Source organism: Prolixibacter denitrificans, assembly GCF_003014495.1.
GTDB classification, from domain to species: domain Bacteria; phylum Bacteroidota; class Bacteroidia; order Bacteroidales; family Prolixibacteraceae; genus Prolixibacter; species Prolixibacter denitrificans.
Genome location: NZ_PYGC01000018.1, coordinates 1 through 21002 on the forward strand (window position 1 = coordinate 1; position 21002 = coordinate 21002).

The 21002-nt window shown below is 45.1% G+C and carries 15 protein-coding genes; 9 read left to right on the forward strand and 6 right to left on the reverse strand.

The genetic code is table 11. The features are described 5' to 3' along the window. From CLV93_RS19420 to CLV93_RS19460, 9 genes are all read left to right on the forward strand, one after another. Window positions 1–630 (forward strand): phosphatase PAP2 family protein (locus tag CLV93_RS19420; RefSeq protein WP_106543897.1); only part of this gene is annotated, 630 nt, incomplete at its 5' end. Between the two features lie 144 nt (window positions 631–774). Then, entirely contained in the window at window positions 775–1452 is a 678-nt protein-coding gene (locus CLV93_RS19425; RefSeq protein ID WP_106543898.1) for a response regulator transcription factor, read from the forward strand. A gap of 19 nt (window positions 1453–1471) precedes the next feature. Continuing rightward, window positions 1472–2719, forward strand: coding sequence for a sensor histidine kinase (locus CLV93_RS19430; protein WP_170109005.1), 1248 nt, complete (start codon window positions 1472–1474; stop codon window positions 2717–2719). 66 nt (window positions 2720–2785) lie between these two features. Further along, window positions 2786–3247, forward strand: a complete 462-nt coding sequence (locus CLV93_RS19435; protein WP_106543900.1) for a PepSY-like domain-containing protein — start codon at window positions 2786–2788, stop codon at window positions 3245–3247. 35 nt (window positions 3248–3282) lie between these two features. Continuing rightward, the gene (locus CLV93_RS19440; protein WP_170109006.1) at window positions 3283–4527 is read left to right on the forward strand and encodes a TolC family protein; all 1245 of its coding nucleotides are present in this window, start codon (window positions 3283–3285) and stop codon (window positions 4525–4527) included. Window positions 4528–4566: 39 nt separating this feature from the next. Next, window positions 4567–5532, forward strand: coding sequence for an efflux RND transporter periplasmic adaptor subunit (locus tag CLV93_RS19445; protein WP_106543902.1), 966 nt, complete (start codon window positions 4567–4569; stop codon window positions 5530–5532). 20 nt (window positions 5533–5552) lie between these two features. Further along, window positions 5553–8582 carry an efflux RND transporter permease subunit gene (locus CLV93_RS19450; RefSeq protein ID WP_106543903.1) on the forward strand — a complete coding sequence of 1010 codons (3030 nt, stop codon included), beginning with the start codon at window positions 5553–5555 and terminating at the stop codon, window positions 8580–8582. Window positions 8583–9252: 670 nt separating this feature from the next. Then, window positions 9253–11262: a beta-galactosidase trimerization domain-containing protein gene (locus CLV93_RS19455; protein WP_106543904.1), complete on the forward strand. Its 2010-nt coding sequence runs from the start codon at window positions 9253–9255 to the stop codon at window positions 11260–11262. A gap of 448 nt (window positions 11263–11710) precedes the next feature. Then, the gene (locus CLV93_RS19460; RefSeq protein ID WP_106543905.1) at window positions 11711–12451 is read left to right on the forward strand and encodes an acyl-[acyl-carrier-protein] thioesterase; all 741 of its coding nucleotides are present in this window, start codon (window positions 11711–11713) and stop codon (window positions 12449–12451) included. A gap of 155 nt (window positions 12452–12606) precedes the next feature. Here the strand turns inward: CLV93_RS19460 and CLV93_RS19465 are convergent, their stop codons facing one another. The 6 genes from CLV93_RS19465 to CLV93_RS19490 all read right to left on the reverse strand — a co-directional run bounded on the left by CLV93_RS19465 (window position 12607) and on the right by CLV93_RS19490 (window position 20993). Further along, window positions 12607–13062: a hypothetical protein gene (locus tag CLV93_RS19465; protein WP_106543906.1), complete on the reverse strand. Its 456-nt coding sequence runs from the start codon at window positions 13060–13062 to the stop codon at window positions 12607–12609. Window positions 13063–14288: 1226 nt separating this feature from the next. Next, a complete protein-coding gene (locus CLV93_RS19470) occupies window positions 14289–14864 on the reverse strand; it encodes a cytochrome b/b6 domain-containing protein (RefSeq protein WP_106543907.1) in 576 nt (191 codons plus the stop codon). 237 nt (window positions 14865–15101) lie between these two features. Beyond that, entirely contained in the window at window positions 15102–16040 is a 939-nt protein-coding gene (locus CLV93_RS19475) for a DNA adenine methylase (protein ID WP_106543908.1), read from the reverse strand. 3 nt (window positions 16041–16043) lie between these two features. Further along, a complete protein-coding gene (locus CLV93_RS19480; protein ID WP_106543909.1) occupies window positions 16044–17951 on the reverse strand; it encodes an SNF2-related protein in 1908 nt (635 codons plus the stop codon). A 1-nt stretch (window position 17952) separates the two neighbouring features. Next, window positions 17953–19815 carry a hypothetical protein gene (locus tag CLV93_RS19485; RefSeq protein WP_106543910.1) on the reverse strand — a complete coding sequence of 621 codons (1863 nt, stop codon included), beginning with the start codon at window positions 19813–19815 and terminating at the stop codon, window positions 17953–17955. Between the two features lie 530 nt (window positions 19816–20345). Next, window positions 20346–20993 (reverse strand): class I SAM-dependent DNA methyltransferase, encoded by a 648-nt coding sequence (locus CLV93_RS19490; protein ID WP_106543911.1) that lies wholly within the window; start codon window positions 20991–20993, stop codon window positions 20346–20348. Window positions 20994–21002: the final 9 nt, after the last annotated feature.

A 21002-nucleotide genomic window follows, 5' to 3' on the forward strand; every position in this document is an offset into this window, starting at 1 on the left:
CTGAAGAAAGCCATTCTTCCTACCAGCCTGATAGCCGCCGGACTGGTTACCATGACAGTTCCAAAGCAAACAGTCCTTAGCAAATACCGCATTCATGATACGATGCATGGGTGGAACCCGACTTTTCACACCTCGGCCGACAATTACCTGCAGTTTGCACCGGCGGTTGTGACGTTGGGACTGGGAGCGATGGGCGTAAAAGGACGCAACGATTTTCTGAACCAAAGTCTGCTTTTTACCAAAGCCGAACTGCTGATGTCGGTGGTGGTGTATGGCATCAAGCATGCTACGCGGGTGGAGCGGCCCTATGGCGGGGTGTTCACCTCGTTTCCGTCGGGGCATACGGCGCAGGCGTTCCTGTCGGCTACCTTCCTGGCCAAGGAGTACGGGCATATTTCGCCCTGGATTAGTGTGGCCGGGTATGCGACGGCTACCGGCGTGGGGGTGCTGCGCATGATGAACAACAAACACTGGATTTCGGATGTGCTGGCCGGCGCAGGCGTGGGAATTCTCTCGGTGGAGTTCGTTTATCTGACGCATCAGCACCGCTGGGGAAAGAAGCGGAACCTGGTGTTTGCCCCAACATTGTATCAAAAAGGCGGTGGCGTTTCCATGGCGATGACGTTTTAGAAAGCTGATTGCTAAAACAAGTTAACGACTCCAGCCGCGGTGATAGGCTTAATAATATTGGAGAAACTGCTAATAATATGTCACTTTAAAACCCGATTCTGCCTACTTTTACCATTCGGGTAACTTTAAAACTGTTTTTCAGAGATGAAAATACTAATAGTGGAAGATGAACAATCATTGGCTGACGATCTGGTTGCCTATCTGGCAGCCGAAGGAAACATCTGTGAATCGGCTTATGACTACTTTACGGCAGAAGACAAGCTGGCAGCCTTCCATTACGACATCGTTTTACTCGACATAAATTTGCCTGACGGGAACGGTTTGCAGCTGTTGCACCAAATGAGAGAGCACGAGCCACCTCCCGGTGTACTGATCATTTCAGCCCGGGATTCGCTGGACGACAAACTCAAGGGCCTTGATTTAGGTGCCGACGATTACCTGACCAAACCGTTTCACCTGGCTGAAGTGAATGCCCGGGTAAAAGCATTAGGTCGCCGTCGGTTATTTGGTGGAAAAACAGAAATCCGTTACCACGAAATCAGTATCGACCCTGAATCGGGAACAGCCCGAATCAATGAACAACAACCGGAACTGACCCGCAAAGAGTTTGCCTTGTTGCAGTATTTCGTCACCAACCAAAACCGGGTGATGACGAAGGAGGCCATTGCCGAACATTTGTGGGGCGATTACATGGAAATGGCCGGGAATTTCGACTTCATCTATACACACATCAAAAACCTCCGCCGTAAACTGACCGATGCCGGAGCCAATGATTACATCCGGACGGTGTACGGCATGGGCTACAAATGGAGCGACGAATAGAACGACAAAAATCTTTTCAATGAAACTGTTGCGCAAAACCATCGGATATCAACTGCTGCTGACGACCCTCTTTTTCGTGCTGGCCGGATTTGCCCTTTTCCGCATGATTAACGGGATTGAAAACGAAGAGGTGGACGAGAACCTGACGGCGATGCAAATGACTATTGAGCTAAAACTGAAACAAGGGGTTGCCGTTAGCGACGCTCCTCCGCTTTTGATAATTCATCGCTTAGAGTCCTCTGTAAAAAAGAAGTCGGTGAAGATTCAAACCGTTCGTCTCCCCGATCCCATTGAAGGAGACAAAGAATCGTACCGTCAGCTGACAGCCCGTACAACCATCAACGGTATTCCATACGAAATCATTATCCGCAGCCTGCTGGTCGAAAACCGCGACATGGTCATCGCTATCAGTAGCTCTATCGGCCTGGTATTACTGTTGCTTTTGGCGGCGCTGTTGCTCATGAACTATTTCATGTCGAAGCGGTTGTGGGCTCCCTTTTATCACACACTGGGACATTTGAAACAGTTCCGCCTCTCGGGAAGTACACAGCCGCAACCTTCCGGCACCGACATACTGGAATTCCGGGAACTGGAGAATGCCATCACCGAACTCACCAACAAAGTGCGATCGGATTACCAGGCCCTGAAGTCGTTTACCGAAAATGCCTCGCACGAAATTCAAACACCGCTGGCCATCATCTTGTCCAAACTCGAAATGTTGTTGCAATCGAAAGACCTGTCTCCCGAACAGTCAAAGCTGGTACAGTCGGCTTACCGGAATGCACGCCGTTTGTCCCAAACCAACCGGAGTATGGTAACACTTACGCGGATTGAAAACCGGCAATTCAATCAGAATCAACCATTAAAGGTCAGCATTATACTCGACGAACTACTGGAACAGCTGGAAGATTTCATCACATCGAAGAAGTTAACGGTTGAGAAAACCTATGCAGCAGAAGCGGTCTGGAATATCGATCCCGATTTAGCGCATATCCTTTTGTCCAACCTCATGGGTAACGCCGTTCGGCACAACATTAACGGCGGTAAGATTCAGATTCGGTTAGAAGAACATAAATTACAAATCAGCAACAGCGGCAAAGAACCGTCGCTACCCGCTGAGAAAATGTTTGAGCGGTTTCAGACCGGAGGCGAGACCGGAAACACAGGTTTAGGCTTAGCCATCGTGAAAGAAATTGGCTCGGTAAGCGGCATGACGGTGACTTACAATTACACGGACAACAACCATATCCTCTCTGTTCTGTTCTAACTTCAGATTCTGTTCAGATTTGAATGGTAACATTGCCTTCGTATCGAAGTCAAAACAAAAAATCAAATGAAGAATAGCGTATTACTCTACATCATTGTTCTTCTTCTCCTTACAGGAATATCGGCTTGCAGCGTGCAGGTACCGAAGGCAGCCAAATCGAACCTGGGCAAAATGTTCCCCGAAGCGACTCAGGTAAGCTGGTCGCACGAAAACAAGCACGAATTTGAAGCGGAATTTCAATGGCAGGGCCATAAAACTTCAGCCACCTTCGATGAAAAGGGAAACTGGAAAGAGACCGAACAAAATATAACAGCCGAGCAGTTGCCGTTAGCGGTTCAGGAGGCATTAACCGAAGGTTTTGCCGATTTTGTGATTCAATCGCCGGAGAAGCTATGCTCACCGGAATATGCCGTTGCTTATGAAATGGTGGTAAAAAATAAAGAAGCCCGGGTAGAACTGCTTTTTGCGCCCAACGGCCAACTGTTGAAGAAAGAGTTGTTGAAAAGTGAGGAAGAAGATGTTGACTGATGTTCCGGTTACGGCCGGATGAACAGATAATAAACATGACGAAATTGAAAAGTTGGAGTTTACTTTTTTTATGGTTTTGTATCGGAACCGGAATAGTGCAGGCACAGCCTTCGCTGAACGATTACCTGAACTTCGCATACGCGAATAATCCGTTGCTGAAGAGCGGCAAGAACGCAGTGAAGTCGGCAGGTATCGACAGTGCGTTGGTGCGCTCACAGTTTGGTCCCCAAATTGGCTTTCAGGGCGACGCCAGCTACTATCCCACCAATGGAAAGTGGGGGTACGACGTAGCCATTTCGAACAAAGGAATGCTGGGATCGGTGGTGAACTTCGATCAGGCCATCCCGTTCCAGAACCAGATGAAACCACAGTTGAACGCAGCTTCCCTCAACCGGAAGAAAGCGCTCAATTCGCTTCAGCTAACGCGAAAACAGATCAAACGGAACGTCACCCGGCAATACCTGGTCACTTATGGCGACCAACTGCAGTACCGTTACAACCGTGAGGTGTTAGACACGCTGAAGAACGAATCAAATGTGCTACTTCAGCTCACCCGCGCCAACGTGTATCAGCAAACCGATTACCTCGCCTTCCTCACCAACGTGCGAAAGCAGGCCTTGCTGGTAACCCAGGCCCGGACGCAACTGCTGAACGACTTGTCGCAATTGCGGAATTTGTGTGGCATCACCGATTCAGGTGTCGTGGCACTGCCAGCGCCGCAAATGATTGCCGAAGGCTCGCAAATGACGTCTCCCACCGCGTTTCTGAAACAATATCAACTCGACAGTCTTCGGTTGCTGAATCAGCAGGAAATTAACAAGCAACAGTATCAGCCCAAACTGAAATTGCATGCAGACGCCGGCTACATGTCTTCCTTTGAAAAAACGCCCGGAACCAATTTCGGCGGCGGTGCCGGACTGAGCCTCTCCATTCCCATCTACGATGGCCATCAAAAAGAGTTGAAACAGCAACAACTGATACTGCAACAGGAAGATTTGGCGGCACAGCGCAGTTATTTCCAACACCAATACAATCAGCAAATCAATGAACTGTTCCGGCAGCTCGGCCAAATGGAAAGCCAGCAAACCGATGTGAATGATCAATTGAAAATGGTGAACCAGCTCATTCGCGCCAACCGAAAACTGGTGGCGCAGGGAACCGTTTCCATTCCTCAGTATTTCATGGTCATCCAGAACTTCATCGATTTGAAGAACGAACAGAGCCTCATCCGGGTAAAGCGGTGGCTCATCATCAACGAAATCAATTACTGGACGGAATAACCGTTCCGGAAAAACGATATACAAACGAATTTGTCAGGTATGCCATTCATGAAAAGAAATAGTATCCGTTTTTCATTGTTAACTCAACGCTATTTGATGGCCGGAGCCATTGTGCTTACGGCTTTAACTTTCAGCGGGTGCAGTCAAAAGAAATCAGCTTCAACTGCCGACCCGTCGGCTCCGCTGCCCGAGGTTCAGGTAACCCATGTCAGGCAAGGGACCGTCCAACAAACCGTACAACTCAATGCTACAGCCGTCTTCCGTCGACAGCATGTACTGAAATCACCGGTCACCGGATACGTCGTGAAGTCGTTTGCCGAACCGGGGCAAATGGTCCGGAAAGGTGACCCGGTTTTCGTCATCGAAACGAAAGAATCAAGAGCACTGGGCAACAGCCTGGATAGTCTGAACCGGAAACTCGGCTTGTCGGGAAGGATGACCATCCGCGCCAGCGTATCGGGCTACGTGGCAGCCATCAGTCACCAAACCGGCGACTTTGTCCCGGAAGGAGAACCGCTGGCAACCATCAACGACCGGAACAGTATGGTCTTCATTCTGAATATACCGGTGGAATGGCCATCGATTATTCGTCGCGGAGAATCGCTTCCCGTGCAACTACCCGATGGAAGAAAGCTCAGCGGAGTGGTGACGGAAACATTGCCGTCAGTCGACCAGGCCGCGCAGACCCGCCAGGTGATTATCCGCGTAGATAAAGCCGGCGTTGTTCCGGAAGGCCTTATCGCCAAAGTATCCTTAGTACAACAGGAAAAAGCGAATACCCAAATTCTTCCGAAAGCCGCCGTTTTGGCCAATGAAACAGAAAACCATTTCTGGGTGATGAAGATGCACGGAAAGGAAACGGCCGTTAAAGTTCCGGTAACGACCGGCATCCAGACAGCTGATAGCGTGGAGATCCTCGCTCCGCAGTTCCAGCCATCCGATGAAATCCTGACGACCGGCAATTACGGTGTCCCTGACACGCTGAATGTAAAAGTGATTCGCTAATCACGAAACTTTTTCTATCGATGAACATCAAAGACTTTTATACTGCATTTAAAAAACCGGTCACCTTTTTCCTGGCTGTTGTTCTGCTGGGAGGTGTCTATTTTTACTCCAAACTTCAGGTTTCCCTTTTCCCGGAAGTAACATTCCCAAAAGTAAAGGTGATTGCTGATGCCGGACTGCAACCCGCCAACCGGATGATGGTGACGGTGACGCGTCCAATGGAAAATGCCATTAAACAGGTCCCCGGTCTGAAGATGATTCGCAGCACTACCAGCCGGGGCAGTTGCGAGATATCGGCGTTTCTGGACTGGAACTCGGACGTCAGTTTAAGTCAGTTGCAAATACAATCGCGCATCAACCAGATTCGGGATCAGCTTCCCAGTAATATCAGCATCACGGTGGAAAAAATGACGCCTTCCATCCTGCCCGTCATTGGTTACTCGCTGGAAAGCAAAAGCCGTTCGCTCATCGATTTGAAATACATGGCCACCTACCAGGTGAAGCCTTTTCTCTCGCAGGCTGATGGTGTGGCTTCGGTAGCAATCCTTGGCGGGAAACAGAAGGAGTACCGCTTCATTCCCAACAGGCAGAAGATGAGCAGCCTCGGAATCACGTTGGCGACGTTAAAGAGTCGCTTCGCGGCTACTGGTTTCATCCGCTCCAACGGTTTTCTCCCTGACTACCGGCGACTGTATCTCAGTGTGACGGACGCATCGATGCACGATAAATCGGACGTGGAAAACATGGTGGTGAAGAATGACGGCAACCGCGTTATTCTCCTGAAAGATTTGGGGCAGATCAAGATTGAGAAGGCTACCGAATATATTAAGGTCAATGCCAACGGAAGAGAAGGCGTGCTGGTGAATATCGTGAAACAACCGGGTGCCAACCTGATTTCGACCACCGATGCCGTGCAAAAGAAATTGGCACAACTGCGGAATTCACTTCCAAAAGATGTGACCATCAAACCGTATTACGTCCAGGCTGATTTCGTCAACAGCTCCATCCGGAGTGTGATGGATGCGTTTTGGATTGGACTGGTACTGGCCATTGTCGTAGCACTCATTTTCCTGCGTTCGGCGAAAGCCGGAAGTACCATCCTCATCGTCATTCCCATTACGCTGGGGGCTACGCTGACGGTCCTCTATACGCTGGGATACACCTTTAATATCATGACGCTGGGAGCGCTGGTGGCAGCCATGGGACTCATCATCGATGATGCTGTCGTCGTCATCGAACAAATTCACCGGACACACGAGGAACATCCCGACGTTCATTCCCGTGAACTGGTCGGCAAAGCCATCCGGTACCTATTTCCGGCCATGGTGGGCTCATCGCTCAGCACCATCGTTATTTTCATGCCTTTCGGCCTGATGTCGGGTGTAGCGGGTGCCTACTTCCACATCATGACCAACACCATGATGATTACGCTCATCTGTTCGTTCCTGGTGACGTGGCTGGGCTTGCCCGTGGTTTATCTGCTGCTTTCGGGTAAACCCAAAAAGAAAGCGGCCCAACAAGAAGCCCATGTATTGAAACAGCAAACCTGGGTAAAGTTTTTCACTCACCGGGCTTACATCAACTTGCTGATTGTGGTGTTACTGCTCGGCGCTATTGTCTGGATTTACCCGCGACTGGAAACCGGTTTCCTTCCGCAAATGGACGAAGGAAGTATCGTACTCGACTATAATTCACCTCCCGGCGCCTCATTGGATGCTACCAATAAAATGTTGCAGGAGGTAGACAAGATTATCACGGCAGTGCCGGAAGTAAAAGCCTACTCCCGGCGTACCGGAGCACAAATGGGCTTCTTCATCACCGAACCCAACCGGGGCGATTACCTGATCGAGCTGAAAGACCGCCGGAAAAGAACCACGGAAGAAGTGATCAATGATATCCGCCAAAAAGTGGATGCCAAAGTACCCGGACTGACCACCGACTACGGACAGGTTATTGGGGACATGCTGGGGGACCTGACCACTTCTGTTCAGCCCATTGTCATTAAGATATTCGGAAGCGATGATCAAAAGTTACGGACACTCGCGCAACGAGTCGATACGCTGGTATCGAAGGTGAAGGGTACCGCTGATGTGTTCGATGGTATCGTCATTGCCGGCCCATCCATTTCGGTTGTGCCCAACTACATAGCCATGGCCCGCTACGGCATCACAGCCGATGACCTCCAGTACCAAATGCAGGCTGCTGTGGAGGGAAACGTAGTCGGCGACATTTTTAACGGAAACTATATCTCGAACATCCGCATCATCGATCACGATAGCACCAATGTTGACCTGACCCGATTGAGGAATCTCAAGGTATTTATGCCGGGTGGTCAGCTTATTCCGCTCTCACGCGTCGCTAAAATTAAATTTCACACGGGTGAATCGGAGATTGAGCGCGAAAACCTGCAAAACATGTACGGTGTGACAGCTCGTCTGGCTGGTCGCGACCTGGGTAGTGTCATGAGCGACATCAAAGCGACCATTCAATCCAATTTAGTCATTCCCCATGGTTACAACATTGAATATGGAGGCGCTTACATTCAGCAGCAACAATCATTCAAGGAGTTGCTGACGATTCTGATTATTGTCAGCATGCTGGTATTCGGCGTTATTCTGTTCATGTTCCGGGAACTGAAGGCCCCCCTCATCATTCTGCTCATTTCGGTGCTTGGATTATCCGGAGGTTTCCTGGCACTCTACCTGACGCATACGCCGCTTAATGTCGGAAGTTATACGGGCCTTATCATGATTGTGGGGATCATTGGTGAGAATGCCATTTTCACCTATATGCTGTTCAAGCGCGCCTTTAAGGATACCGGTAAGGTGCATGAATCCATTACTCATGCCATCAGTGTCCGGTTGCGCCCTAACCTCATGACGGCTCTTTGTGCCATCACCGCCCTGGCGCCTTTGGCATTGGGAATCGGTACCGGTGCACAGCTGCACCAACCACTGGCCATCGCTGTAGTTGGTGGCTTTATCGTAGCCCTTCCGTTGTTGTTGATTGTTTTGCCGGGGTTGCTGAGTCTGACGCATAAGCAAAAATAAGTTTCAGGTTAAAAAGAGCGTTAAGTGTTAGGTTTTAAGAAGTTTTAGATTTTGCTTCGCGGTTCCTGTTGTTCTCCTCCGGTTCATTCGGTAGCGACCAGGTAGGGCCACGATACATCGTGGCCGCCTCGCAACCCGGAGGGGAAAGTTTGAGGTTGTTTCTGTTGTTTCGCTTCAAAATAAGTTTCTCTGATTTCCTGCCCCTCCCAGCCTCCCCATCCGGGGAGGAGTAAGAGTATGCGAATCGCAGCACGTTTATCAGCAAATGGTATTATTTTTTGGCGTCGACGCCCATATTCTTTGTGGTAACGCTTCCGTTGTTGAATGTTTTACCAGGGCTCTTGAGCTGACGCATAAAGAAAAGGAGAAATAGGTTTCAGGTTAGAGAGTTTCAGGGTACAGGTTAGGTTTTCCGGTTTCTGTTGTTTAGCTTCGATGGAGAATTTCTTTTCTGTGCTTTTTGATATCGGCCTGGTAGGGCCACGATATATCGTGGCCGGGCAGTAACCAGGTTTCAAGTTAAGCGTCGCGATTACTATTGTTTCTTTCTTTTTTGTTGTTTCTGTTGTTAGGCTTCAATAAACATATTCGTTTTTATTCAATTCCAATTGTCCCCCTCCCGGCTGAATTTTTCCCTAACTTTCACCTGCTAACGAAACACCACTAAACCATGAAACGATTCTTATTACCCACACTGATAATGGCGTTTATGATGATTGGAAATTCACAGGCTGCCAACGATGTTTTCCCGGCCATCGGGGCACAGGTCATCATCGAACCGGGACAAACCCCTGAAGAAGTGGATACCTGGTTCCGTATTCTGGAAGACCAGGACATGCACTTCTGCCGCATCCGGATGTTTGAGACGCATATGCACCGTCCGGACGGAACCTGGGACTTCTCGCTGTACGACGACGCCTTCCGGGCCGCCGAAAAACATCATGTAAAGATTTATGCCACGCTATTCCCGGCGACCAATACCGTTGGTGGTGTCAAGTTTCCCGAAAGTGAAACACATCTTGCAGAGATTCAGGAATACATCCGGCAAATGGTAACGCATTTCAAATCATTTCCGTCTCTTTACGGCTGGGTGCTCATCAATGAGCCGGGCGTGGGCGGACAAGCACCCGACAATGCGTTTACACGGAAGAAGTTTGCGGAATGGAAAGCTCAGCAAACTGAACCTGCCTACAAAAGCAAAGGCTATGCCCGCGTCACGTTCGATGACCAACGCTTTTTGCTCTACTATAACACGTGGTTTCTCGACTGGATTGCCAAAGAGATTCAAGCTATTGACCCGAAACGGCCTTTGCATGTCAATAATCACCAGATATTCGTCAATGTGGCGGAATATGATTTCCCAGCCTGGCGGAAGTTCCTCACGACATTGGGTGCGTCCGCACATCCCAGCTGGCATTTCGGTTATTTTACCCGTCAGCAATATGCGTTGGCGATGTCGGCCAACTGTGATATCATCCGTTCGGGTGCCGGGAACATTCCTTTCTGGGTCACCGAGCTGCAGGGAGGCAATAATACCTACAGCGGATTTCATCCCTTCTGTCCCACCCGGGAGGAAATTGACCAATGGCTGTGGACCAGTATCGGGAGCGGTGCGCAGGGCATCATCTTCTGGTGTCTGAATCCCAGGGCCACGGGTGCGGAGGCCGGAGAATGGGCCATGATTGATTTCCAGAACCAACCCACCGACCGGTTAATCGCTGCCGGAGATGTTCAAAAGGCCGTAGCTGACCATGCCAGTCTGTTTGCTGCTGCCCGTCCGGTTCCTTCCGGAATTACCGTGATGTATAACCACGAATCGTTGTGGATGGAGAAAGAGAGTCAGCTGCCGGGTGCGCCTACTGAAGGAGTCGAGGGGCGGATAACCGGTGCGGTAATGAAATCGGCGCTGGCCTATTACCAGGTACTGAGCGAATCGGGCCTGACCTGCGACTTCTCGGAGATGGGCGAATACAACTGGAACGAATCCGATTACTCGGGCAAAGTGATCATCCTGGCTCATCAGATATCGCTGCCCTCGCGTTACTGGGACGGACTGACACGCTTCGTGGAACGTGGCGGGAAACTCATCGTGAGCGGCCTGACCGGCTTCTTCGATGAGAATATGCACAACATCATGAAGACCGGCTTTCCGTTGGAGGATCTTTTCGGCGGATGCCTGAAGGAGGTAAAAACCACGGCCGAACGTTTCAATTTGGAACTCACGGATCAATCACTTACGCTACCGGCTCACCTCTGGTTATCAACCATTCATCAAACGTCGGGCGAGCCAATTGGCTTGTATGGTGACCAGGTGATTGCCGTACGGAAACCAACCGGTAAAGGCGAAGTGGTATGGGTCCCTTCACTCATCGGAATGGGCTCGTGGCTGAACGATGACCATGCATTGGCGTCGTTTGTCACCGATGAAACAAAATCAGTAAGCGTTCCCTTCCGCTTTGCGGAACAGCAGCAAAACATTCTGATGAAAACCCTGCAGTCGGGCGATGATTACATCACCGTTTTGGTGAATAAATCGGGAAAGGAAAAGACGGTAGCATTTCAGGTACCGGATGGCTTCCAACCGAACGTTCTGTTCAACGACAAATCGGGCAAACCGGTCGACTGTTCCCATGTTCTCCTCGAACCGGAAGAAACGATGGTGTTACACTGGGCTCGCTAAAAAGGATTTATCTTTTAATACATTGAGTATTGGACGCAGCGCATTTTGACTAAAGATGCACTGCGTCTTTTCTTTGTTATCCTTCATGACTTTGTTAACCTGAAACAGCGCAACCGAACCTAAAAAAGGTCACAGCGCGGCCACGATTTATCGTGGCCCTACAGCCCCGGAACAACTTTGACCGTATTCAGTCTAAAGTCTTTCCTCTGGTATCTCAATTCGGAAACTAAAAACTCTTCTAACTACAGAAACCCCTAAGCACAACCTGAGACCTGTAACATGAAATCCTTTAACCATAGAAACAACAGGAACAATAGGAACAACAGAAACTCTTCCCAACCTGTAACCTGAAACTTTTTAAACCTGAAACCATCCGGTTTTGTTATCTTTGCCAATTCATTCCGTCGTGTGCCATTACCCGGCAGCGGCGCCAACAAAACGTTTATCGATGAAAAAAGTCTGGGAAGAATCCTTTAAGATAGCCTCCTATCATCTTGATTTTCAACAGGAGTTAAAACCTTCCGTTTTACAACAATATTTCCAGGAAGCGGCCGGCAACCATGCCGAGAGCCTGGGAGCCGGTTACGACACCCTCATGGAACGTGAATTGTTCTGGGCCCTGTCGCGCATCCGCATTGAAATTGAACGCATGCCCAAATGGGGCGAAACCATTCGCATCGAGACCTGGCCCGTGGGAGTCGAACGGTTGTTCTTCCGCCGCGACTTCCTCATGTACGACGAGCAGGACAATGAAATCGTGCGAGGTGCGTCGGGTTGGTTGCTGGTGAACGCGAAAACCATGCGTCCGCAACGAATGGCCGCTCTGGGTGTGGAAATACCCGATAATGCCGGAAAATTCGCACTCGAAGGTTCCCTGCCCGACCGGATTTCACTCGAAAATCCCGAGCCCGCGTTCCGGAAAGTGATTCGTTACGACGAAATCGACATGAACATGCACGTCAACAACACCCGCTACCTCGATTGGGTGACCGATTGTTTCGACCGCGAGCATTACGAGCAAAATGCTCTCAGCGCTTTCTCACTTGAATTCCTATCGGAAGTACGTTGGGGTGATGAGATGGAGATGCAAATCGAGCATAACGGCACCGATGCCCGGGTACAGGCTGTAGAGACCGCTTCCGCGAAAGCGCTATTCAAAGCTGAAGTGGAATGGCGGAAACGCAGCTGATACTCTTTCTGCCGAAAGGCAATTAGCAAAAAAACACACACACCAATAGCAGGGTGTGTTGCACCGCTGAACCGACACCGGCACCTTTTTACCAGGATTGCTGTCCTGTTGCACACCTTTTCTGCTATTGGCTGCCTGTCATCCCTCAAGCGAAATTATTTCTTCGGGACCTGTGGTTTTGCCTGCTCCAGGAAATACTGGTTCTTCAGGGAGTCCATCTGTTCAAACAGTTTGTCCATCTTATCCATGTTATTGGCAAACCGTTTCGAGAAAAAGTCTTTCCGGTAAAAGTCGTACTTCAGCAGTGAATCCTGGAAGAACAGATCGTTGAAGAACGGCTCTTCCGAGAACTTGTACCTGCCTTTGAAATAGCGTTTGAACTGGGCCACTGCACTGTCGCGCATAATCGAATCGTTCTGGAAGTTGGAATAGTAAGATGAGTAAAGGGAATCGTATTTGACCAGGTTACCGTTTTTATCGTACTTCTTGGTCACTTTAATATCGGTCTGAGGTTTATCCTGATCTTTCATTACTGTTTTCTTTCGCTCCTGTCCGTTGCAGCTGGCAAGTCCAATTGTCAGCAAGACAGCGACTAACATGAATCGCATCATAACTACACGGTTTTTAAGTTTGACATTTCTGGTATTTGTCGAACGACGTCTTCTGTTTCTCTTCGATGCCCGGATTTCCGCCCGGGAGAACGGAACATATTAGCCTGTCGGGATGAGGTTGACATGTTACGGGATTAACCGCGTGGCGGCGGCGTATCGACGTGCCAGTAGAGACGCTCGAAAATATGAAAAACCGGATGCGTTAGAAAATGGTCAGAGGCAGGTTGTAGCGGATTGAATAAGCCTTTGTTCATCATCGCTGCGTCCTCCTTCTTTAGGTTTACTGTTTTATCAGTGTCATGCTAAATAGTAGCAAACTTCACTCCATAAACACTAGTGTTCAGCCGTCTGTTCGTTAAATGGCGTTAAGAAGGATTAAACTATCGGAAAAGGGTTAGGGGTTAAAAAGGTTTCTGTCGTTACTGCAGTTTCTGTTGTTACTTATAGTTAAAGAGTTACAAGTTTCAGGTTAGGCTTCGAGGTTACTATGGTTGCCATTGTTCCTAACACTTCTATCGTTGGCTCTTTGCTCCAGGCCATTGGCCTATGCACCGACCGAAGCCCCTCTTTGTGTCAGAGCGGGATTGGGGTGAGTAGATCAAATTCATTACTGTATATTTCGGGTTCCCGGGAAAAGTCATTATATATCGTTTACAAGACGATTTCCAAAAACCACACGTGGTTTGTCATGAAAGCGAGTTTGATTTGGGAATACTCAATATCAGGCTTTTACCGCCCGACAATTTTATGCCTATGATTTTAGAATTTCATGCGCATCATTTTTAAAATCATGCTTATGTTTTTCCAATTTCATGCTTATGATTTTTCGGACCGATAAGCATGAAATAAAAACCTATCTGTTGGAGTGGAAGATTTCAGGTTGCGCTTCGAGGTTGCTATTGTTCCTGTTGTTCGGCTTCGATGAAGGATTTCCTTGTGTCCTCTGTGTAAAACTTAGCGTCCTTAGTGGTGAAAAACCTTAACCGTGAGGGACACAAAGGAAAACACAACGTGCACAAAGCAAATCTCTGAATAGGTGATTGCTGCCCTTCAATCCGTTATCGACCTGGTAGGGCCACGATATATCGTGGCCGCGCACTGACCTGGAAATACTTTCGTCCCCGACGCTACGATCGGAATTTCATATCACCCACGATTCTCCACAATAGCTACCGGGACTCATCTTCGACTTTTTACTTTTGCCTTTGCCTTCGCCTTCGCTTTTCCTACTCCTTCTTCACACCGCTAACAATCCGGGACACAATTCCCTTTTCGTCGGTGAACTCGGCGATGAACACACCGGCCCAATGGATGACAATAAACGTCAGCAGGTAGTAGATGGACAGTTGATGAATTTCTTCCAACGGCCTTCTCCAGTTTCCGGGTCCCCACTCCATGAGCAGTCCGGTGGTTAACGATGCCACCACCAACACATAAAATACGATGTAGGTCCATTTCTTCAGTTTCTCTTTGGCCGACAGTCCTTTCCCCAGCGGATTCTGAAACTTCATCTCACCAAACAGCGGCAGGGTGAAACGGATGGTAAACAGTCCCGTCAGGATGTAGCCGAGGTAGATGTGCCACTGCCACATGGGCTCCTGTATTTGGTGGGCCAGCCCAAAGATTTGCCGGCGTGTGAGGGTTACACCCGCTCCTTTTAAATAGTTCTCGATGATACCGGCCATATGACGATTGCTCAGCCAGGTGGAACGTAAGAAGATGGTGATTAACAGCAGCAGAAAGGAAATACCGATGGCCCAGTGAATCACCCGGTAGATTTTTGAGTACGTTGTTTTTTCCATAGTGTTTCTTTGGCAACAGAAAGCCCGTCCGGGTTGTCCGCCCGGTACTTTTTGTTGCTGATGGTTTTCATGATTAAAGCTCTGTCCGACAAAATAGGAAAAATCCCTGAAACCCCACTATTGACTTAAGGTTTCAGGTAACACGAAGCTGCGTTATATAAAACACCCCCTTGAATTGGTTATGTAAAGCCGTGAAACCATGGACCTGAAGATTATAATCTGAGAAGAAGAAAATAGCTATTTTCGTTCTGGATTAAGTTTGTTTAGCTTTCTTTCCTTTTCTGTAAGATTAATCGGAACTGCCTTTTTTATTTGGGCTTCAATAAAATGTTGATTCATCCATACCACTTCTGTCCGTGCATGACTATTGCCTTTCGAATCCTTAGTTTCAGTTTCTATCGTCTTTTTCAGCCATCCATTTCTATTCGATAAGACACTATCATACAACTCATTATCATACCCACTAATAAAAACCATACACTTAGCCTTATTTGCTACATCTAGAAGTCTTGAATGATATTCACGATCATTCATGTCCATATTATATCCGTTAGTCCTCTTTCCTAAATATGGCGGATCTAAATATACAAGTGTTGCAGGCCTATTAACAAATCTCTTCAGTAACTCAATTGCATCTCTATTTTCAACTCTCACATTCTTCAATCTTTCAACGACCTTAGTTAATCTGTCTGGCAAATTATACCATCTGTTGACACGTGCTTCTTTATTATTTCTTGAATATGAGTTAGAAGAGGAGAAACCTGAGCGTTCTACTCCAAACACTCCATTAATTGCCATCATTGACTGAACTAAAAACTTGCGCGCCCTTTCAATCTCACCATCATTCTCATCTTCAATCCTTGCCTTTAGTAATTCTTCTCTAGCATATGGAGTTAAAGCAATATCAGAACATAATCTTTCTGAATTAGTCCTTAACTGCTTAAATAAATTCACTATTTCATTATCAATATCATTGATTACTTCAATTGGTGCCGGCTCCTTTGCCAAGGTCAACGAAGCTGAGCCACAGAATGCCTCGACCCAACAATAATGTGGAGGTAAATCCTCACATAATTGCAATGCCAATTTATTTTTCGACCCAAAATATCCAAATGGAGCATTTACTTTTTTGTACGGTCTATGTCTCTCTTCTATTATTCCAGTTTCAATATCCATTTTTTATTTCGAATGAAATATTCTTTTATATGCAGCAATATCGTCATCATATGTTTCTTCAAACATATCCAAGTTGTAAATTTGGAAATCTTCTTCGATAATACTGTACATTTTTTTTGCTTTTATTTCAAGATTTCTTTTAATATCCTGATCTATAGAATTTTTATACTGTAAAAAATAGTAGTTGGCAATATTAGTCTCAGAACCTCCAACTCTATGTATTCTATCTAAAGATTGTAGATACTGTGCCGCATTATATGAGAGATCATAATAAATAGCATGGAAACATGTTTTATGTAAAGAAATTGATTCCGATGCCGCAGCAGGATTTGCAATCAAAATATTCAATCCACTATCAATTCGAACAAACTCATCGCGAATCTGCTCTCTTGTTTTTTCCTTTTGAAGAGTACTTTTGGAGGCACTTTGTATCGGCGTATGTCCATAAATTAACTCGCTCCTCAAGCCGTTTTTGTCAAGTTGTTTTTTTATCAACTTGAGTGTTCCAACAAAATTCGACCAAATAACAACTTTTTGCTTCTTTGAATGTAAATTATTTACTAATTCTATTAGCTTCTCAAGCTTGGCGGGTAACTCTAATGAATCATAATCTTGCAAAACACAAAGTAATTCATTTTCACGTTCCAGAATGTCTTCTTTATATCCATGTATCGACTTCAATAGCAGCTTAGGGTATGAAATACATTGTCTTAATCTTATCATTCTTCCCTTCCAAAGTCTTTTCAGTATCTCCTCATTATATAAATAATCTTTTGTTGAGAGTTGATGAACTTTTGATTTCATTAAGTTATAAATTCGAGCTTCGTTGCTATTCATTTCAACTTCAATCGGTGGATGAAAATGTGGTGGTCTTAATCCCAAATCTTTCTTTCTGACTCTATAAAATAGTGGACCAATCTTCTTCAGTATTAAATCTTTCGCTAAATCATTCTTGTTCTCATTTTCCCATATATCTATTTGGATTTTATCTGAATCTGTTAGGGGGTTATTTTTGGGATACAAAAAATCAAAAAGATTAAATACATCCTTAAAACTTTTGGGCATTGGAGTACCTGTGAGAATACATCTATACTTAGCAAGAGAAGCAATCTGCAGTAAAGCATTAGCCCAAGACCCACCAATTTGTTTCATATAATGAGCCTCATCTATTACCAAATAAGGGGCCAAACCTTGTTGATTAAAAAAGAACATTACCTCATTATAATCTCTTAGGATTGTGTGAAATGTAGTTAAATATAATTCAGCTACTTTATCCTGTGTTGTATAATACTTTGATTTCCTTGAGAGCATATTTCCGCCAGCAAGAATTGTAGTATTGGGAGAGCGTCCTAAGGTTGCTAAAAATTCACTTTGCCAGGGTTGAAAACTTGCCGGTGGTCCAACAACAAACAAAACATTGACTTCCTCATCGGTCCTTAATTTTTCATACACTGAAAGAACAACTGATGTTTTTCCACTTCCCGGCACTGAGAAATTTGCGCCATTTTTTAATAAATATAAGTGTAACGCAGCTTTTATTTGATGCTCTTTGAGTTTTCTTGGTAGAGCCTTCAGAAAATTTAGAAAACGAAGAAAATCTCTCTTGTCTATAACTCCATCTTTAATCAATTGAGCATTTTCAATAACAGAGTTAAACTCATCCTCTTTCTCTTTATGAAGCCTAAAAACTGACACACACTTTTCAGTGAGGACATAGTCTATTTCTTCATGATCTATATAAGAGATAATTTCATTTAAATCTGATTCAATGTTTTGAGTATGCTTCTCCCAAGAAAAAGCATTTATTAATTGAAAACCATAAAATTCAAACTGAGATAAAATATATGGATAAATATTTTCCTCGGAACTGCGCTTGATTAAAATTCGCCCTGCTTTGATGTCAATTATCATATCACTTATTCCATTTCTTTAATTGGAATCTATATTTATCCATTTCAGCTCTTAGTTCCTCTGCTTTATCCCTCACTCTTGTAACAACTTCAATTGCTTCATTTATATCATCAATTGTTATATTTTTTATATCAAGATTGTCATGCTCCAATTTCTTCAGAGCTTGATTTAATAAATCCAAGGGTCTATCATGCTCATCTTTCAAATAAACAACTCTGTGTGCTTTATGTAAATTACTTAAAATCTCATGCTTAAAATGATTACCCCACACTTTATCTTCGTCCCGCTTTGTTATTTCCTCTTTTGATTTTGTATTAATTTTTAATTCCGCAGGAATCTTAATATCAACATCTTTGACAATATTAAATAAGTTCTTCTTAGCATCACTATTGGACACATATTTTTTCAAATTCCTAATCACGGTGTACAATGAACCTAAATCTCCAAGTTCCCTTTTTCTAATCAACTTAAATGCAACATCTTTAATTTTACCAATATCTTCTTTAGCAATTCGAGCTTTTCTCCTCTGCCGATCATTACATAAAACATTAAAATAGAACTTACTATAATCAATAAAAGCCTGCCAACGCCCCTCTGAACTTCCAATTGATTCTGAAACTAAATCGTATAAACCTTCATTATCAAAGTATCTCAAATATTCATCTACACATTCTAATGGATTCAGGTAATTAGTTACGTATTCTTTTACAACCTTATTAAGCTCTTTTTGATTTTTCCCTCGATACAAAGGATCATCTTTTAATTGTGCTTCTAGTGTATAGCCATTTTCAATCTTGTCTCTTATTGAAAGCGCTCTATTTAATCCTGAATATTCAGACTTTCCTTCATCTTGTAACTGATATCGATTTTCTATTCTTTCAATTTCGATTAATTCTACTCTTTCGTCCAAGATTACAACGTTCATAGATGCAAACCGGCTATCCTGGTGGTTATGTTCCCACAATTCCTCAAAGGCTGCTCTTCTTCTATTACCGTTTATTAAAAAACCATCACAAGTAACGACTGCAGGCTCTCTTTGTCCCTCACTATCTAATAAGGTTTTTAATCGCTCTGTCTGCCCTTTATCATTTTTTAAAAGAAAATCTTTGAGAATCGCCTGATCTTTAATCTCGTCTATTGTACAATTATGTGTTCTTTCATAACTTTTTACTTCAGACTTAATTCTTCCATTTTCTTTTCTATATCTCAATAATTTAATTGGAACAGAATATACTTTACTTTTCTTCCGCTCTAAAACATTGTTTCTGTAATTAATTGTCCTCTCGTCAATCGGTGTAGAGTTCTTTATAACTAAATCAAGCTCTCTCTTAAACTCAACCATTACTTTTCGATACTCGTCTCCATATTCAATAATAGGTTCATCCTGACTGTCTTTCTTGAATATATTCTGAACACCTATTTGACTATTAATAGTGATTCCATCACCCTGATTATTGAACTGACTGCCAAGTCCTTCATTCTTATTATTCTGTTCCATAAATCGTTCAATTGATTTCTTTATCACTTTATCAGACACTTGGAAATTATCTTGCGTGAATCTCTGTTCATGCTCCCTCTTCCATTTTTTGAGCAAATTGACTGTATATTTACCATCATCAGCATCGATCTTCTTATGACAAATAGGACATAATAGAATTAGATTCGAAAAATGCCTTCTCTCCTCATCACTAGAGTTCTTATTGAATCTCGTTCCTAATTCTTCCGCTGCTTCGATGTGGCATATCTCTCCAATAACTACGTCATCTTCAATTAAACTGTTGTTACATTGGGGATATGCACATTGATTTCCAGAGAGTCCAAATAGTTTTCTTAGAGTTGCTGTGGTCGGTGCTTTTCTGCTCATATGTTTGAATCTAATTTTGAATAAATTCAGAGTTAAGACAATAAAACGAACAGTTCGCAAAAATCAATATGAGGTCAGACCGACTGATTACTATAATAAAGCGTAAAGTCATAGCGTTTAGTTAGTAATCAAAATCCTATTCGTTTTTATTATCAAGTCTGGTTACCATTAACAATCATCTAAATTAATAAAATACAGTTTCTTTATAAACTCGGAGGTTATATTATTAATCAGTTTTAATTAAAACATACATGAAAACTTCACATCAATTATATATGAAATAAAATAAGGAAAAGAAAAAAGTTTTGAATATTAGTTCTCTGTTCAACTATTTAGCTTTAATAATACTGATACCGACTGCGTCAGATAGATATAGATGATATTAGGAGCATCTCATATCCTATGAGAATGAAGACTTGGCTTATAGTTCTTCTCCGGAAGCAACCTTCTACTATTTACTGAAGTTTATCCTTTCTCAATCCCGTACACGTCGACGGTTAACGAAGCGTATTGGGTTCGGAATAGATTGGTCATGCCGTTGTTTTCTTTTGGGCGATTAGAATGGTGTGGATATCGGTGTTGGTTTCCGTTTCATTCGTTTTGTACGGAACCTCAAAGGTTTTCTGCAATTCGAAGCCGGCATCGTTGAGTTGTTGGAGAATGGTGTCGAGCCGGTGAAACCAGAAATAGATGCGGTTCCCTTCGTTATCGGCTTTGAAACCCGACTGAGCGGGGGCGCCGTCCACAAAGCTGATATACACTACGCCCTTGTCGTTGAGCAAACGATGCGCGTCGGAGAACAGTTTCGCCGCATCCGCCTCCGACAGATAAGGTAAGCCAAATCCGCAAATAATTCCGTCGAAGGTTTCGCTGAATGTCCCTATCTCTCTCATGTCCATTACGGCAAACTCGGCTGAGGGATTGTTCTTTCGTGCCAGCGCTACCATATTTTCGGCGGTGTCGATGCCGGTCAATCGAAAGTCGGGGCGTTTGTTCAGCAGGTACCGGGAGATGTTTCCCGGACCACAGGCGATGTCGAGTATTTTGGCGTTGGGGGTCGTCACCAGTTGGCAGAACGCATCGTATGTTTCGTCATACAGGTGCAGCTCCATAAACTTGTCCTGATAGAGCGATGCTAATTTATTCCAGGTTTCGAATGTCTCCTGATGCGCGTCCATGGTGATTTG

Excerpts from the sequence above, each read along its gene's own strand:
- CLV93_RS19455 (WP_106543904.1), top strand. The coding sequence starts at position 9,253 with ATGAAACGATTCTTATTACCCACACTGATAATGGCGTTTATGATGATT.
- CLV93_RS19485 (WP_106543910.1), bottom strand. The coding sequence starts at position 19,815 with ATGAGCAGAAAAGCACCGACCACAGCAACTCTAAGAAAACTATTTGGA.
- CLV93_RS19465 (WP_106543906.1), bottom strand. The coding sequence starts at position 13,062 with ATGATGCGATTCATGTTAGTCGCTGTCTTGCTGACAATTGGACTTGCC.
- CLV93_RS19475 (WP_106543908.1), bottom strand. The coding sequence starts at position 16,040 with ATGGATATTGAAACTGGAATAATAGAAGAGAGACATAGACCGTACAAA.
- CLV93_RS19450 (WP_106543903.1), top strand. The coding sequence starts at position 5,553 with ATGAACATCAAAGACTTTTATACTGCATTTAAAAAACCGGTCACCTTT.
- CLV93_RS19490 (WP_106543911.1), bottom strand. The coding sequence starts at position 20,993 with ATGGACGCGCATCAGGAGACATTCGAAACCTGGAATAAATTAGCATCG.
- CLV93_RS19470 (WP_106543907.1), bottom strand. The coding sequence starts at position 14,864 with ATGGAAAAAACAACGTACTCAAAAATCTACCGGGTGATTCACTGGGCC.
- CLV93_RS19445 (WP_106543902.1), top strand. The coding sequence starts at position 4,567 with ATGCCATTCATGAAAAGAAATAGTATCCGTTTTTCATTGTTAACTCAA.
- CLV93_RS19430 (WP_170109005.1), top strand. The coding sequence starts at position 1,472 with ATGAAACTGTTGCGCAAAACCATCGGATATCAACTGCTGCTGACGACC.
- CLV93_RS19435 (WP_106543900.1), top strand. The coding sequence starts at position 2,786 with ATGAAGAATAGCGTATTACTCTACATCATTGTTCTTCTTCTCCTTACA.
- CLV93_RS19480 (WP_106543909.1), bottom strand. The coding sequence starts at position 17,951 with ATGATAATTGACATCAAAGCAGGGCGAATTTTAATCAAGCGCAGTTCC.
- CLV93_RS19440 (WP_170109006.1), top strand. The coding sequence starts at position 3,283 with ATGACGAAATTGAAAAGTTGGAGTTTACTTTTTTTATGGTTTTGTATC.
- CLV93_RS19425 (WP_106543898.1), top strand. The coding sequence starts at position 775 with ATGAAAATACTAATAGTGGAAGATGAACAATCATTGGCTGACGATCTG.
- CLV93_RS19460 (WP_106543905.1), top strand. The coding sequence starts at position 11,711 with ATGAAAAAAGTCTGGGAAGAATCCTTTAAGATAGCCTCCTATCATCTT.